The organism is Sphingopyxis fribergensis (assembly GCF_000803645.1).
Lineage (GTDB): Bacteria > Pseudomonadota > Alphaproteobacteria > Sphingomonadales > Sphingomonadaceae > Sphingopyxis > Sphingopyxis fribergensis.
Genome location: NZ_CP009122.1, coordinates 552,735 through 566,657, shown reverse-complemented (window position 1 = coordinate 566,657; position 13,923 = coordinate 552,735). Strand labels below are relative to the sequence as shown.

Annotated in this window: 20 protein-coding genes; 3 read left to right on the top strand and 17 right to left on the bottom strand. The window is 62.3% G+C overall.

Going from position 1 to position 13,923, the window contains the following annotated elements; translation table 11 throughout:
• The first annotated feature begins 1 nt into the window (after position 1).
• Complete coding sequence (locus SKP52_RS02700) at positions 2–310, top strand: hypothetical protein (RefSeq protein WP_148309007.1); 309 nt, start codon at positions 2–4, stop codon at positions 308–310.
• Positions 297–1,004: a hypothetical protein gene (locus SKP52_RS02695; RefSeq protein WP_148309006.1), complete on the top strand. Its 708-nt coding sequence runs from the start codon at positions 297–299 to the stop codon at positions 1,002–1,004. The genes SKP52_RS02700 and SKP52_RS02695 overlap by 14 nt, the downstream gene beginning before the upstream one ends.
• A 393-nt stretch (positions 1,005–1,397) precedes the next feature.
• On the opposite strand, the gene SKP52_RS02685 is transcribed toward SKP52_RS02695, so the two are convergent.
• The 12 genes from SKP52_RS02685 to SKP52_RS02630 form a co-directional block, all read right to left on the bottom strand.
• A complete protein-coding gene (locus SKP52_RS02685) occupies positions 1,398–1,637 on the bottom strand; it encodes a hypothetical protein (RefSeq protein WP_039571459.1) in 240 nt (79 codons plus the stop codon).
• 1 nt (position 1,638) lies between these two features.
• Positions 1,639–1,995, bottom strand: coding sequence for a hypothetical protein (locus tag SKP52_RS02680; protein ID WP_039571456.1), 357 nt, complete (start codon positions 1,993–1,995; stop codon positions 1,639–1,641).
• Positions 1,992–2,333 carry a hypothetical protein gene (locus tag SKP52_RS02675; RefSeq protein WP_039571452.1) on the bottom strand — a complete coding sequence of 114 codons (342 nt, stop codon included), beginning with the start codon at positions 2,331–2,333 and terminating at the stop codon, positions 1,992–1,994. The genes SKP52_RS02680 and SKP52_RS02675 overlap by 4 nt, the downstream gene beginning before the upstream one ends.
• On the bottom strand, positions 2,330–3,121 hold the full coding sequence (locus tag SKP52_RS02670) for a glycoside hydrolase family 19 protein (RefSeq protein ID WP_052207748.1): 792 nt from the start codon (positions 3,119–3,121) through the stop codon (positions 2,330–2,332). The genes SKP52_RS02675 and SKP52_RS02670 overlap by 4 nt, the downstream gene beginning before the upstream one ends.
• Positions 3,118–3,315 carry a hypothetical protein gene (locus tag SKP52_RS02665; protein ID WP_039571448.1) on the bottom strand — a complete coding sequence of 66 codons (198 nt, stop codon included), beginning with the start codon at positions 3,313–3,315 and terminating at the stop codon, positions 3,118–3,120. The genes SKP52_RS02670 and SKP52_RS02665 overlap by 4 nt, the downstream gene beginning before the upstream one ends.
• The gene (locus tag SKP52_RS02660; RefSeq protein WP_039571445.1) at positions 3,312–3,512 is read right to left on the bottom strand and encodes a hypothetical protein; all 201 of its coding nucleotides are present in this window, start codon (positions 3,510–3,512) and stop codon (positions 3,312–3,314) included. Before SKP52_RS02660 ends, SKP52_RS02665 begins: the two co-directional genes overlap by 4 nt.
• Before the next feature lie 97 nt (positions 3,513–3,609).
• Positions 3,610–5,154 carry an SGNH/GDSL hydrolase family protein gene (locus SKP52_RS24460; RefSeq protein WP_052207747.1) on the bottom strand — a complete coding sequence of 515 codons (1,545 nt, stop codon included), beginning with the start codon at positions 5,152–5,154 and terminating at the stop codon, positions 3,610–3,612.
• 181 nt (positions 5,155–5,335) lie between these two features.
• Positions 5,336–7,426 (bottom strand): phage tail protein, encoded by a 2,091-nt coding sequence (locus tag SKP52_RS02650; RefSeq protein ID WP_228383799.1) that lies wholly within the window; start codon positions 7,424–7,426, stop codon positions 5,336–5,338.
• The gene (locus SKP52_RS02645) at positions 7,426–7,815 is read right to left on the bottom strand and encodes a DUF6950 family protein (protein ID WP_039571443.1); all 390 of its coding nucleotides are present in this window, start codon (positions 7,813–7,815) and stop codon (positions 7,426–7,428) included. Before SKP52_RS02645 ends, SKP52_RS02650 begins: the two co-directional genes overlap by 1 nt.
• Positions 7,815–8,474, bottom strand: a complete 660-nt coding sequence (locus SKP52_RS02640) for a hypothetical protein (protein ID WP_039571441.1) — start codon at positions 8,472–8,474, stop codon at positions 7,815–7,817. The genes SKP52_RS02645 and SKP52_RS02640 overlap by 1 nt, the downstream gene beginning before the upstream one ends.
• Entirely contained in the window at positions 8,471–9,130 is a 660-nt protein-coding gene (locus SKP52_RS02635; protein WP_039571438.1) for a hypothetical protein, read from the bottom strand. The genes SKP52_RS02640 and SKP52_RS02635 overlap by 4 nt, the downstream gene beginning before the upstream one ends.
• Positions 9,127–11,349, bottom strand: coding sequence for a phage tail tape measure protein (locus tag SKP52_RS02630; protein WP_148309004.1), 2,223 nt, complete (start codon positions 11,347–11,349; stop codon positions 9,127–9,129). The genes SKP52_RS02635 and SKP52_RS02630 overlap by 4 nt, the downstream gene beginning before the upstream one ends.
• Here SKP52_RS02630 and SKP52_RS25915 point away from each other — a divergent pair, their 5' ends adjacent.
• Positions 11,350–11,586, top strand: coding sequence for a hypothetical protein (locus SKP52_RS25915; RefSeq protein ID WP_148309003.1), 237 nt, complete (start codon positions 11,350–11,352; stop codon positions 11,584–11,586).
• 24 nt (positions 11,587–11,610) lie between these two features.
• On the opposite strand, the gene SKP52_RS25910 is transcribed toward SKP52_RS25915, so the two are convergent.
• From SKP52_RS25910 to SKP52_RS02605, 5 genes are all read right to left on the bottom strand, one after another.
• Positions 11,611–12,051, bottom strand: a complete 441-nt coding sequence (locus tag SKP52_RS25910) for a phage tail assembly chaperone (protein WP_148309002.1) — start codon at positions 12,049–12,051, stop codon at positions 11,611–11,613.
• The gene (locus SKP52_RS02620) at positions 11,988–12,401 is read right to left on the bottom strand and encodes a hypothetical protein (RefSeq protein WP_039571431.1); all 414 of its coding nucleotides are present in this window, start codon (positions 12,399–12,401) and stop codon (positions 11,988–11,990) included. The genes SKP52_RS25910 and SKP52_RS02620 overlap by 64 nt, the downstream gene beginning before the upstream one ends.
• Positions 12,402–12,470: 69 nt before the next feature.
• Positions 12,471–13,196, bottom strand: a complete 726-nt coding sequence (locus SKP52_RS02615) for a hypothetical protein (RefSeq protein WP_039571428.1) — start codon at positions 13,194–13,196, stop codon at positions 12,471–12,473.
• Between the two features lie 100 nt (positions 13,197–13,296).
• Positions 13,297–13,506 (bottom strand): hypothetical protein, encoded by a 210-nt coding sequence (locus tag SKP52_RS02610; RefSeq protein ID WP_039571424.1) that lies wholly within the window; start codon positions 13,504–13,506, stop codon positions 13,297–13,299.
• A complete protein-coding gene (locus SKP52_RS02605; RefSeq protein ID WP_039571423.1) occupies positions 13,503–13,799 on the bottom strand; it encodes a hypothetical protein in 297 nt (98 codons plus the stop codon). Before SKP52_RS02605 ends, SKP52_RS02610 begins: the two co-directional genes overlap by 4 nt.
• Between the last annotated feature and the right edge of the window lie 124 nt (positions 13,800–13,923).

Below are 13,923 nucleotides of genomic sequence, written 5' to 3'. Positions count from 1 at the left end.
CATGGACAAAGGAACAATAACCTCCCCAGAGGCGGTCAAGGTGACGCAGGCTGATCGCGAACTCTATCTCGCGCTGGGCATTTTTCACACCTGCACAGATCAGGCGGTTCTCGAATGGGGCTGGGCGGACAACAGCCCCGAGATGCAACGCATCGCCCGTCACCGCGAACAAGCCGAGAAGCGCATCGTCGATTGGCTGCGGGACTTGGCTGAGGACTGCCCGCCCGTGATCGACAAGTTCATGGCTTCCGCCGCCAACTCTATCGAGCGCGGCGACCACATTCAGGAGAACAGTGATGGCGATGATTAAACCAACTCCAGCCAATCCCGAACTTGACGCGGCAATCGAAAAGGCCCGCCACCATATTATGACGCCAGCCGAAAAATTCGAACAGCGCGTTTCGTTCGTCTATGGTCAGCAGGATTTTGACAAACCCGGCAAATCGAAGGACGAAATCCGCGCTATGGTGGCCGAGAGCGTGGGCTACCCTCTCGACGAGATCACCGCCCTACGCGAGAGGGTGGCGCACTTCGAAAGCGGCGCCGGGATCGCGCATCTGCAAAAGCTGCTCGCGGGAGAGGTTGCGACCATTGCCGCCCTACGCGCTACCATTGCCACCCTACGCGCTACCATTGCCACCTTGGAGGCTGACCATCACAAGCTCGCACTCTTCCATGCGTCGGGTGGAACCGAGGTATCGTGGGAGGACGTCGACGTAATCGTTTCCCGCGCCCTCCTCGCCAATAGGGTGGGGCAAATGGATGAGCTGAAACACGAAATACGCAAAACGCTCAGTGCATGCGAATGCACCGTTGACGACGTGGCTGCCGCCGTCCGCACCTTCCTTGCCAGCGATGAGGTGGTGGAGAGGCACGCTGTCGCTGACTTCCGCGCGATGAATGGCTCAGCATCGGACTGGGCAAAATGTGATGACCGGCTGCGCGAAGAGTATCGAGAGAACGCCCGCGCCGCTCTTGCCACTGCCGTGGGGGATGGGAAGTGAGCGAGGCTGAAACCATAGCAAAGGGGCTCAGAGAGGCGCAGCGGGACTTTCTGGTTCGGGTATGCGATAGCCAACGCCTCGGCCTTGCTGATCGCTCGCAGGACAAGGTGAGACAGCGAATGAGGCGAATGGGCCTTGTTCATGTCGCCAAGGAGCCGCGCCGTTGGGAGCCCCGCCCGCTCGGGCTCGAAGTCCGCGCGCTATTGAAGGACCACAATGCCTAAAGCCCTAGCCCTGTGAACCCCTTACTCCACCGTGGGAAGATGTTTGCCATTGGGTTGGGGGTGGTGATCGTGGTGGTGGCAGGGCGCTACGTCTGGGCGTGAAACGACGAAAGGCGCGGGACAGCCGAAGCCACCCCGCGCTCCCTGCGCCCCAGCGATGTTCGATAATTCAGCCCAACGATGCCTTGGTGCGCTCGGCGTGCGCGTTCACAGCATCGGCAAAGGCATCGAAACCAGCCTCAACCTCCGCGGCCTTCGCCGGATCGAGCGCGACCTTGATCGTCTCATAGGCGCCCTTGGCCGACTTCACGATGCTTTCGACCGCGGCGACTTCCTCAGATATCCCGACCAGCGGGGCGGCGGCTTTCACGATGCCGAGCAGGTCGTCGGCGAGTTTCTCGAAATCCATCTCAGTTTCCTTTGAGCAGAGCGGTGATCTGGCGGAAGGCATTGGTCGCCCGTTCCAGCGCCAGCACGGGGTTTTCTTGGCTGAGCCCTTCGCGGACGGCGCGCGCGGTGTTGAGACCGTCCTGAGCCGTCTGGATGAGGGCCTTGACCTTGAGCGCCTTGGGGGTGCCAGGTTGCAGCACCCCGGCCACCACAAGGCCGTCCACGGCGGTCAGCAGCACGTCGAAGCCAGCATAGGCGGCAGTCAGCGCCTGCTCGTCGATATGCGTCTGTGCGAGGGGTGCCGTGGGCGTGTCGGCCAGGGTCGCGCATCCCGGCAGGGATAGTGCGAGGGCGGCGGCGAGGATGATGCGTTTCATTCGTGGGTTCCTTCAGCTTGGGCAGTCTCGCCCGGTTTCAGGGTGACGTCCGGTTCAGGCGCAGGTGTCGACGCTGCGGCGGCTGCGATGGCTTCAAAGGCCTTGCCGGTGTTCTCGGTCGCGGTTTCGTCGGCGCGGTTGGTGCGGAAGATCATGGCTGCGATCGTGCCGAGCACACCGACCAGCCCCGTCACGGTTTTGTCGGACACGGCGATAAGGCTGTCGGGCAGCGTCTTGCCCATGATGCCCGCGGTGACGACGGGCGCGAGGCCGAGCGTCAGGATGGCGACGATGAGCGCGATGAAGGCGACGAGTTGCTCGCGGTTGGAGAGGCTCACTGGAGTTGCTCCCGGCGCAGCAATTCTTCGATCAGGTCGTCGGCCATGGCTTCGACGGGCGCGAGGCCGATCGTCCCGCCGTTGATCGCAATCCGGTCGTCTTTCCATCCCGGCGTCGCTGCCTTGGCGTCGAGATTGTTGGCTTTCCAGTAATAGCCGGCCGACATCATGCCGCCTTCGGGGGTGCGGATATAGGCGGGCACGTCAGCGAGCGGGATGCCGACCGCATCCGCGAAATCCTGCTGGTTCTTCTTGCCGGTCGTTTGCTTCGGTCCGAACCCGCGGTGACGCCAGCCATCGCCAGACGAGGGCGGCCCGTTGCCCATGCGGTTCGCATAGACATTGTTCGCCAGCTTCTCGGGATTGTGGGCGAGGCTTTTGGCCAGCGCGTTCGGGCCATTGCTTGCCTTGCCGCCGATCGCATAGCGTCCCGGCCACACCTCGGCCATGCGACGCGCCGAATAGTTCATGTTCTCTTCGAGCCGCGTCAGGCCGGCGGATTCGACGCTGATATTCGCGAAGAATGAGGCGACCTCGCGGAAGGTGTCTATCCCCCACCGATAGCAGGCGTCTTGCGCGGGCTTCACCCATTGGATGAGGTTCGCCCGCTTGTTCTGCGGGAAGGCGAGGCAGAGGAAGTCGATGTCGATCTGGCGCTGCGCGAAGGACAGGTCGCGGTCGATGTGCGGGGCAGGACGTGGCGGCGGGACGACGGGGGCCACCGGAGCGGGGGCGATTGCCTTCGCCGCGAACAGGCGTGCCGTGTCGAGCATCTGTGCGAGGTTCATTGTTTTCGCTCCCTGCGTTTGATGGCTTCGACTTGCAGCTTCATGGCTTCGGGGACATTCTCACCGAGCGTACCGGCCTCTGCCATGCCAAGCGCGATATCGAGCGGCCCGACGATCTCCGCGCACGCCAGCGTCAACCGGATCGAAGCCGCTTGCACCGCACGGATGGCGGCGATCTGGCCGTTGCCGTTCATTTCATTCTCTGATCGAGATGCTGGATCGTGACGGTCAGAGCGGTCAGGGCCTTCGCCAACTCGATATCCGATGCCGCGCGCGCGAGTTCGACCTGACCGCGCTTTTCGGCGCCGGTCTTTTCGCGCCAGACGAGATAGAGCACCATGAGGCCCATCGATCCGAATTGGCCGAATGCGGTTATCAGTTCAGGGGTCACCGGTAATACCGCCAGTAGAGGTAGCCGAGCGATGCGATGGCAATCACCGCGAGGACGAGCGCGGCCCAGAGGTGGGGTTCGAGGAGGTCCGTCACCGTCAGAAACCGAACAGCGGGCGGGGATCGGGGACAAGGCCGATCCAGAAGCGCTTGATGATAATCTCGCCGGTGCCGGAAGCCGCGCCGTTGTAGAAGACGCGCAGCGTCGGAAGGAGGTTCGGAGTGGCGGGAATCAGGAGCGGCGGCGAGATGAGGGTGAATTTGCGCGCGCCGTCGAGATCCAGATTGCGGAGCGGATCGACATCGACGCCATATCCCGCGCCGCTGCCGCCAAATCCATCCAGGCGGATTTGTTGAAAGCCGCCCCAGTCGGAAATCTCGATTTCGGCGAAGGCGCGCGCGAACTGCCCGTCATCAAAGGGTAGATATTCCGGGTAGTTGCTGTCCCCAGGCTGAATTCGGAAAGATTCGGTTCCCGATCCCGCCCCCGGATCGATGACGAACTTCTGGCCGGCGGTGACCTTGGACGCCGTAATCGTCGTCGTCGCACTGCCGCCCGGCGCGAACCAGTTGTCCGCGACATCGCCGGTCACTCGGCCAGCTTCCTTTTCGCCGCCCGAACCCGCCATCGCGCCGTTGCTGACAGCGTTGGTGTCTTCGACGTAGAGAACGGTGTTGGCGGGGATGGATTTGATATTCTTGCGCAGCGCGGGCAACCATCCGTAGATGGCGCCGAGAAACGCGCCCTGCGGAAATGGGTGCAAACCGTCGCGCAATAGGTCTGCGATGTTAGCGGGCTGGTTGCCACCATAGGCCGCCGAAAGGTCTACCAACTCGACGCCGGGGGTGGCAGCGGCATAAGCTGCAATGAGGCCGTTCAGGGTCAGGCGGTTGACCTGATAGGTGCCGCCGTTGTTCCATTCGGGAACCGAGCCATAGCCGTACAGCACGGGGCGAATGTTCGCGAGCTTGACCGGGATGCCCGCGGCAAGGATGGCCTCGCACAGCGTCTCGATATTCGCCATCGTGGCGGCAGGCGCAGTGCCGTCCCCGAGATCGTTGGTGCCGATCGCAACGCAGACGACATCAGGCGACATGCTGAGCAGCTTCTGGACGCGCGGCAGCATGTCGGCGCTGGTTTCGCCAGAATAGCCTTGGTTGAGGCCATCGAAGTATCGAAGCCCATCGGTGATCGCGTCATCACGCCACACGTCGAAATTGAAGTATGGGAACTCCGACTGCAGCCAGAAAAATTCGCCATACATGTTCGTGGCTGCGGCATAGGGGTTATGGTTTGCCTGAATGATGCTGTCGCCCAAGACGCCGACGCGCGGGGCGCCATTGATTGGATCCACGACCCCAGCGGCCGCCTGTGCCGACGCCGCCGCGGCCTCGGCATCATCGACCAACGGCTGCACTGCCAACGCGAGCCCGTTGTAATAGCCGTCCGCCAGCCGGGCCCCGCCGACATATTCGTAAACGCCATTCGCAGCGTCGTCCGGTGAGCCGTTGTTGTTGTTGACGTAAACTAGCTTCGTGCGGTTCGCTGTCGTCGCATAGAAGGCGTCGCGCGCTGCCAGGTCGGCGACGATCGTTAGGCCGGCTTGGGCGGCGTTGATGCCGGTGATGGCCTGGTTGCTCAACTCAGTGAACGCCGCCAGGACACCTTCTCGAGACGGCTCCATAGTTGACGAAGGGGGGTTTCCGAAAAGAGCGTCCCGGAGTGTTTCAATCGCGCCCATGCTTCATCCTTGTAAGAATATTACGCCATCATAGCCAGAGGCGTAATTTTATACAAGTTTGTTGAAACAATACGAAAGCCGGTTAGGTCACGGTCCCGCTCACCGGGCCAGTGGGAGTGGCTTCGATCGAACCGCCATCAGTGGCCACGATCCAATAGTAATAGGTGTCCGGCGCGAGCGGCGTATCGGTGATGGTCTGAAGCTCCCCGAGCCCGCCCGCATACCCCGGCGCGATGAGCGTTGCCGAGCCAAAGACGTTCGTCGTCCCGCGGTAGATATCAGACGAGAAAAACCGCAGGTCGTTCGGGTTTTTCCACGTCACCGCAGCCTCGCCGACCCCGCCGTCGACCGTCAGATTGGTGGCTGGCGGCATCGTGTCTTCGGGCGTGATCGTCGCATATTCATAGGCCGATCCCCGCCCCGACGTGACGACATAGCGATAGCGAACGGTATAGCTGGCGCCGCCCTGCACCGGCCCGCTTACCGCCGTATCGACATTGACCGTCATCGAAACCCACGGATCGTTTTCGCTCCCGGTGATTTCCGAAGTCAGGATATATTCGCCGACATATGTCGCGTCGTCGCGGGGCAAGGCAGGAAAGTCGATCCTGATCGCGCCGTCGGAATAGGCAACGCTCTCGCCGCTGATCGCGGGGAAGCTCACCGTCCCGATAGAACCGTCGACAACGGGCTTCGGCTGCTCTTCGCCGGGTAGCAGCGTCCAGCGGCTCGAATTGACCGGAACAGCGCCGAACCCGGTGAAGATGCCGGCGCCGTCCAGTTCGACGGGGGTGGCGATCTCATAATCACCCGCGAACGTGTTGTCGTAATCGATCGCGACGATGCGCTCGTGCCTGCATTGAAGGCCGCGAAGATTGGCGATCGGTGCAATTTTATGCCGGGGCTGCGCCCGCTGGCCGACAGCCTTGGCAATACGCATCGCCTGGTTGTGATTCTGGCAGGGTAGAACATCGATCGTCAGGAACTTCGGCGTCGTGAAGGGGTCGTAATAGAGCGGGTTGATCCATGCCGCCGAAGGCTGCGCGGTGTAATTGGCGGCGGGGTCCGTATAGCGCACGATGACACCCTGCGTCTCGCTCTCGCCGTCCTGCGCTTCTATCGATGACATCGCCATGATGTCCCGGTTGCGCGACAACGAGATGGTCGGAGCGGTGTAATGTCCGACGTTGACCCATGCCTTACCGTCTTCGCCGAAGAAGATGAATCCGTCGCACGCCGCAAGTATCTCTTGCTCGGCATCCACGCGGCGCGTTTCGTCGACGATCGCGACGCCCGCCTCGTATCGTTTCTGGGTGCCCTCGATGCCGACGACGTCTTGATCGCAGATGTCGGCCTGTTCGGCGATGCGGCCCCAATCGATCGAGCTTTCCGCCTTTCCGCGGCCGAACGGGTGCGTGCGGAACCATGCCCATACCAGCACCGGATTGCGCGTCGGCTTATACGTTGTGCGGTCGCCAAGGGTCTGAGCTTCGTCGCGCGGATCGAATGCGTTCGCCCAGTCGCCAACCACGCTGATAGCGGGCTCTCCCAATCCGATCGGGCCGCGCCAGCGATATATTTTGTAGCGGTGCTCGATCTCTATCGCATCCATGCACACAACGCTGAAGGTGGTTCCGACTAGCCGGTGATCGCTCGTCCATTTGGACGCGAATGCAGCGTCGAGTTCGGAGATGCGTGGCGGCGTCGGGTCGGTTTCCGAATAAGTCGTCGTCCAGATTCGGATATAGCCTTTGCCCTCCCCATCGGTTTCGGCGGGGTCCTTCGCCTTGTTCGTCTTGAGGCGGAATTCCTTTTCGTTGACATAGCCAGAGCCGTCGAGGGTCACTGGCTCGTCGTCGAGGAAGTAGGAAAATCCGTCGTGCAGGATCTCGTCGCTATGAACCACGAGATACCACCACCGCCCCTCGCCATCGAACTCGGCGAACAGGACACCCCCGCCCTGGCGCGCGCGGCCGCAGTTCAACCAGCGCGGCGGTTCGGGGATTTTGACGTTGACCTTGCTGGCCTCCATCTTCGACCGGTTCTTTGGCCCGAATACTGCGCCGATTGCCGCGCCCAGCAGCTTCGGCCCGACGATCAGCGCTACCTGCGGCACGAAAACCGCCAGAGCGGCGAGCGCCACGAGCGAAACGATTTTCTTGACCGATGCCATTAGCCGCCCCCCGCCCAGACGCCCAGAACAGTGACGAACCGGAGCTTGAGCTCGACAACGCCGCGATCAAGTCGCACTGCGGCGCAATCCCCGGTGCAAAGTCCTCCAATCGAGCCGCCATCATAAGCGATTTCAAGCACATCGCCGCGCGCAGGGGCGCCGGGCTTAGGCGCCGCGCCAGCCAGTGCAATCAGGCCCGCAACGCCGCCGTGCGCGGCCATTTGAGCCTCTGCGCCTTCCGCTGTGGTGTATCGGCCAAGAAACTGCCCCGTCACGTCCTTGTGGCCCGCCTTTGCGAGATACCGGCCGATCGACAGCATGCAATCGGACTGGCCATAGACAAAGGCCGCGCGGCGCCATTCGCGCAGCGTCTCGTCGACCAGGTCCATCACGGCACCTGATAGGTTCGGTTGGCGAGCAGGGCGAGATACTCGGAGCCCTTATCGACGGAAACGCCAAGCTGGTTCGCGCGGCGCTTCTGCATCGTGTCCGCATACGTCCTGCCGGGGATTTCGCTGCGCCCGTGGTTATTGTCCTTCGCAGTGATTGATGCGGTATAAGTCTTCACGATCGCACCCGACGCCGACCGCCCGATGGTCTCCGAGAATTTCGGCGAGAACATCGTCATCTCTTTGTAGAAGCTGACTGGCGTGCCAGGGCGCAGCCCCTCGCCATCGACGAACAGCACAAGATAGCAGACCAGTTTGCGGCCAAAGACCTTTGACTGCTCCGACTTCAGCGCATTGTAGAGCTCCAGCGTGTCCTGCCCCGGAATCGACGGGATGCTCAGAGAGAAATTATAGGATGCGGCGGTGCCGTCGCGGCCGTCTTGCAGCGAAGGCGTCTTGTGCAGATTGCCGCCATTGGCGTCGACCGTTCCCATCCACTCGTTGCCATCGCTGTCGACGAAATTTCCCTGCCCGTCCCAGAGACGCACGGGATCACCGAGGAAGTCGTAGAACCAGCACTTGCGGACCATCGCGACGATGTCACTCAGGTCATCCGCTTCGCCGAGGATCTCGTCGATCTGATCGTAAAATGCGCTCATACGATCGCTTCTTGCAGGACGATGTTGCCGGGCTTCACATGGCCCAGATTGTTGTACGCCGATCGAATATCGGCCCCGTTGCTGATGCGCCCGGTAAACCATGGGCGGAGATAGCAGTTGTCGCCCACATAGACGTCGCGGCGCAGGGGCGGGCTCACGATCGCGGTCCCGATGTCCCCTTCATAGGTGATTTCGTCGATCAGATAGCTTTCATAGGCATGGCCGACGACATGGCCCGGCGAGACGATCGGGCCGACGCCGGTCAAGTCGAATTGCATGACGACCGAGCCCTTGAGCTGCCCCGCCGACATGATCGCGGTGAAGTCGCCGTCCCATTCTTCCTGGTTCGACCATGACTGGCCATTGTTCCACGGCACGGCCATCATCCCACGCTTCTTGCTGTAAGCAATCTGCGGAGAAGGTGCGAGGCGGACCCGGAAAATCTGTCCGCTGACCTTCGACATGATCCACGACGCGAGCGGGGCGTCCCATTCGGTGTCGATGATCGCCGGCTGAATTTCGAGGACGCCGAAACCGCCCGGCTCTGGCGTGATGAACTGCGCGCCGCCCGCGGTGAGGCCGCCGTCATACCCTGCGCCGGGCGAATGAAACAGCTGCGTCTCGACGCGAAAGGTCGGGAACTGGTAGATTTTCATTCGACCACCGCCCCGTTCGTTTCATATTCTGCGGCGATGCTGGCAAAGTCGCGGCGGATCGTCGTGACCGCCTGCTCCCCAGCTTCGCGCGCAATGGCAATCACGGTTTCCGGCGTCATTGCCCCCTCAAGCCGAATTTCGAGGTAGACATCGCCCATCCGAACCGAAGGTCGCCCGCCGCCGTGCGACTGGACCCCGAGCTTGCCATCCGGCCCGCGGGTGAGCGGCATGATCGCTTCCGGCCCGGCCTCGCCCATTTCTCCCATCGCCGCCCCGTTGGCGAATTTGAACAGGGTCGGGGACGTCACAATCTGGTTTGTGAAGGCGCCGCCCTTGGCGAACTTCTGCGCCGTGCCAAACGCCCCACCATTGGCGAAGCCGAGGAAGCCCCCAATCGAAGCAAGGAAGCCGCCTCCGCCGCTCGCGCCAGCAACAGAATTGAAGAACATTTGCTGGATCGCGGCCTCGATCAGCTTGTCGATGATCCGGTTTATGCTATTCACCGCCGCGTCAGCGAACGACTTGAAGATGTTGCCGCTTTCTCGGACGCCGCTACTCCAGTCCGAGAAGAAACCCATCGTGATCTCGCGAGAGTCCGCGAGCGACTTAGCGGTCTTGTCTACCTCGTAACGCGTATTGGCGTATGCAGAGCCGGCGGCGTTGATGGCCGCGACCTCTGCCGGCGACAATTCGATGCCAGCGCGCTTCGCTTCGATCAGGCGCTCGGAAATATAGGCATACTCGATTGCGGCCGCGCCAGTCAGGCCAATCGCGCGGCGCTCAAGATCCATGGCATAGGCCGCGTCCTCGCCAGCCTGCTTGATTCGCGCGATCCGCTCCAGTCGGTTATTCTGCTCGATCTCGTCGGACTCTTTGCCGGTCAGGTTGCCGGTTACGGCAATCGCACCGTTCGGCAGCGCGTCGCTCAGCTTTCGCTGCGCATCCATCTCGCGGCGCGCGCGGTCGTATGCCTCGCCCCGCAGACCGATCAGCTTGGCCTCGTCGGCGAGGGCAGCCCGGCGTTTATCGATGTCGTCCGTGACGCCCTTGGTCACCTCCGCAACGTCCGCCGCGACTTTCGCATCGGCATAGGCAGCGGCGAGCTTGTCGATTTGCCCGGTGAGCGCAGGCGTGATCTTCAGTCCGGCAGAGGATGCCGCGTTCAACAGCTTTGTGCGCTGCTCCAATTCCGCCGCGGCTTCGGCCGACATCTGCACCGCCTTCGACCGGTTCTGCTCGACGGTGATTTCGGCTTCGGCATTGCGAACGAGATCGGCGATCTTCTCGGCGTCGGTCTTGCCGCCGCTACGGCCCTTTGGTGGCTTCTTCGCCGCGTCGGGTTTCAGGAAGGCGGAATCCAGTTTGCCACTCTCAAGGGAATCCAGCGCCTTCTCGAGGAGTTTCTGATTTTCCTTTTCCAGCCCGATGCCTGTAACCGCGCCCAGCAGCTTAGTGTACGTTTCGTTCTTGATATTGCCCGAGGCTTGCATGCCCGAGAGCGTACGCATGGCGTCTTCCGGCTTCATTGTTCCGGCCTGAACGCCCTGCGCTACTTTGGCTTCCCATGTGGGCGCATACCAACCGAGGCCGTAGCCGCCAGTTTTGGGATCTCGGACACCGCCGCCCTCCCACCACTTTTTTTCCGTACGCCCGGTTTCACTTCCGACGTTGGACAAATAGCTGTTGTGCTCGGCTAGCTTGCCCATCGATTGCGCCTGCGCAACGAGAAGCTGCGCGCGAGCCAAGTCGTGGAGCGCGCCCGTTTGAGTTTTGATTTTCCCGGTCGTCAGGTCGAAAACGCCCGAGAGAATTCCTTGCGCGTCGCTAAGCGCGTAGGTGGAGAATGACGTGGTATCGAATGCTTCTGCCAGTTTTTTCGCATCCTCGGTGGTGTCGAACAGCTTCGCGGCCATTTCGACCAATGCCGATACAACCGACCCGATGATAACGCCCGCCAATCCGCCAAGAATTCCCGCCAGACCTGACAGGATCGCACCCGCCGCGCGACCGGAGACGCCGACGGCTGCTATTCTCGGCGCCGCAGTCCCGCTCGCTGCCGCCGCCGCAGCGTTCGCGGTCGCCAGCCGCTCAAGATTGGCCCTATGGGCTATGACGTGCGCGTCCGCTTGCTGCGTCGCCATGGCGGATCGGGTGACCGCCGTGGCCATCGTCGTTTGGGCAGCGGCCGCCTGCCCCGAAGCCGTGACGATGCCCTGCAAATGGTTGCGATAGGTGACGACATGGGCGTTGGCGGCGTTCACCGCCGCGGCGGCTTTCGTCACGGCCCCGCCCGCCTGATCGGCAGCGCGCGCGGCGCGGGAGTAATCCCCGGCGAGCTTGGCGGCATTCCCCCCGCCCGACAGCTTGCCGCCAGCCGCAGCAGCGCGATCGGCGGACGCGGCGAATTTGTCCAGGTCCGCCGTTGCGGAAACGACGTCTTTGGAATCGACGCTTAGAGACAGGGCTGCTACGTCCACGGCCTACCCCTTCCTGCGATGCGAGGTGGCGCCGCGAAACGCCTCCATGGGCGACACGGGCGGCGCGTCGTCGTCGGACCCGTTGGCCTTCATGAGATAGGCCCCGTCCAATGCCCGAATGCAAAATTCGAAGGTGTCGGCGTCCTCATATCCCCAGCCAGCGACATGGCGATCGATTGCACTTTGGGGGATGGGGCCGACGCCGAAGCCAACTTGGCGCTCGGTCGAGAGTTTCCAGAAATCCGCATACCAGCCCCCGAACCCTTCCAATAACTCCGGCGGGTCGAACTGATCGGGAATGTCAGAACCTTCCGCGTCTGCCTTTTCCTTCGCCGCCTTCCACTCGTCGCCGTGATCCAGCCACCAGAGGAGAGCGGCTTTTAGTTTCCCGCCGCTTCCGTGGCCGTTTCCCGGATGCGCTCGGCAACCTGGTCGCCAGCCCATTCGACCGCGCGCCGGAACGCGTCGCCGATGCCGAAGCTGTCGTCGGCTGTCAGGATCGCGAGAGCGCGCTTGGCGTCGTATTTCAGCGGCTTGCCGTTCTCGGTCGGGCCTTCCCAATCGAGCAGGATATGCTCGGCGAGCGCCTTGCCCGAGATGACCGAGAAGTCGACGATACCCGCGTCGGTGCGTAGCTTCTTGCCGCTGCGACGCGCGAGGCCCGCGGTGGCCACCTTATAGGGCTTGAAGTTGGTCGAGCGGACCTTGAAGCGGACGCCCTCCATGTCAGGAATGTCGTCGATCCACTCGCCTTCGTTCAGGTCAACTTTCTTGGTGAGATTGCCAATGTCCATGTTTAGTCTCTCTCGGGTCGTTCGGGTCTAAGGACGGCAAGGGACCCGAACCCCGCCGCCCTTAGATGATCAGATTTCGACGATATTACTGTCGACGGCGATGGCCCACGTGCGGAGCAGCGCCGTGTTTGCAGCGCCGCCCTGTTTCGCACCGGGCATAGCAAGGCCGAAGAACAGATCCGTCTGCCCAGCGGGCTGCGCGGTCGCGGTGATCGAAGTTGCGGTGGCCGCAAGCGTCGTGGCGATAGCGCCGCCGCCGGGGGTCGCCGATACGCTGAAGGTGGTGGGGGTCAGGCCAGCCTCAACGACATAATAGACGGTGTCCGCGGTGAGCCCGGTCGGCATGTTGCCGCCTTCCGGGGTAAACATGACCGGCGAGCCCGCTTCCAAGCCGTGCCCGTCGGGCCATGTGATGACGCCTGGCGTCGCGACGCTGATCGTGACTTCGCCCTCGGAAGCGCAGCCGGCGCCCCATTCGACCTTGAACGCATAGGGCGAGCAGCTTTCGATCGCCGCCTTGAACTTGATTTGGCCGGGGTCGTTGGAATCGGGCGCGAATGTGTTTTCCATCGATCCTCCGATGCGGGTGCCCTTGATCTGGCGTTCGCGTCCCTCACCGATGAACGGCTGGGTGATCAGGTTCTGGGTGTCGCCGAGCGAACCCGACTGCGTCCAACCGCCGATCTCGTCCCACTCGGTTTCCTGCGCCGTGAAATCAGCCAGCGTTACGGTGCCTTTCGGCGCGACGCGGGTTCCGATGTAGATCTTCGATCCGTTGACAGCCTGCAATGCCATGTTCCGACGCTCCTGTTGCCCATAGCCGGGCCGCTCCGATAAGACGGAACGTTACAACAGAAGGCCAGTGCGCGCAAGAATGTTGCGCGGTGGCATGATTTTAGTTCGCGGGCGTGATGCGCTCGCCGATTTCATAACGCGACATGAGCGGCTGCGGCTCTTCGGTGCCGCAGTCTTCTTCCATATCGTCATCGCGGATCATGTAGGTCGAGCCCATGAAATACCAGTACGTGCCGTCCCATTCGGCGGGCGACGGTGGGCGGTTTGTTTCCCTTTCCCTGATCCAGTAATAGCCGGGTTCGCGCGTCATTGCGCGCCCTCGCTCAACGCGGCGTCGATCATGGCTTGCCACACCAGTTTCGCTTCGGCGTAATTCGACCAATGGAGAGGCCGATCTTTCCCGGCGCCCAGCACTTCGCCGCCCGCGATCGCAACTGGATCGTCGAACGATTGAAACGGCTCGCGGATCACTTGCAGCATCGTCCTGACGAGGCTTGCCGCGTCCACCTTGGCCACTTCGATGAAATCCGTTTCCCCGCTCTCGCGCATCTGCTTGCCAAGATCATAGAGGACGGCGTTGGCGGCGCGTTCGATCGGGGTCACAGAGGTCGCCTCAGTTGATACTCGCCGCGAGCAACCATCAGCGCAAGCATTGCCACGCGCACCTCCTGTCGATTTGGCTGGCGAGCCCTTCGAACCTGTTCGGCTGTCCATCTAAAGCCGTCCA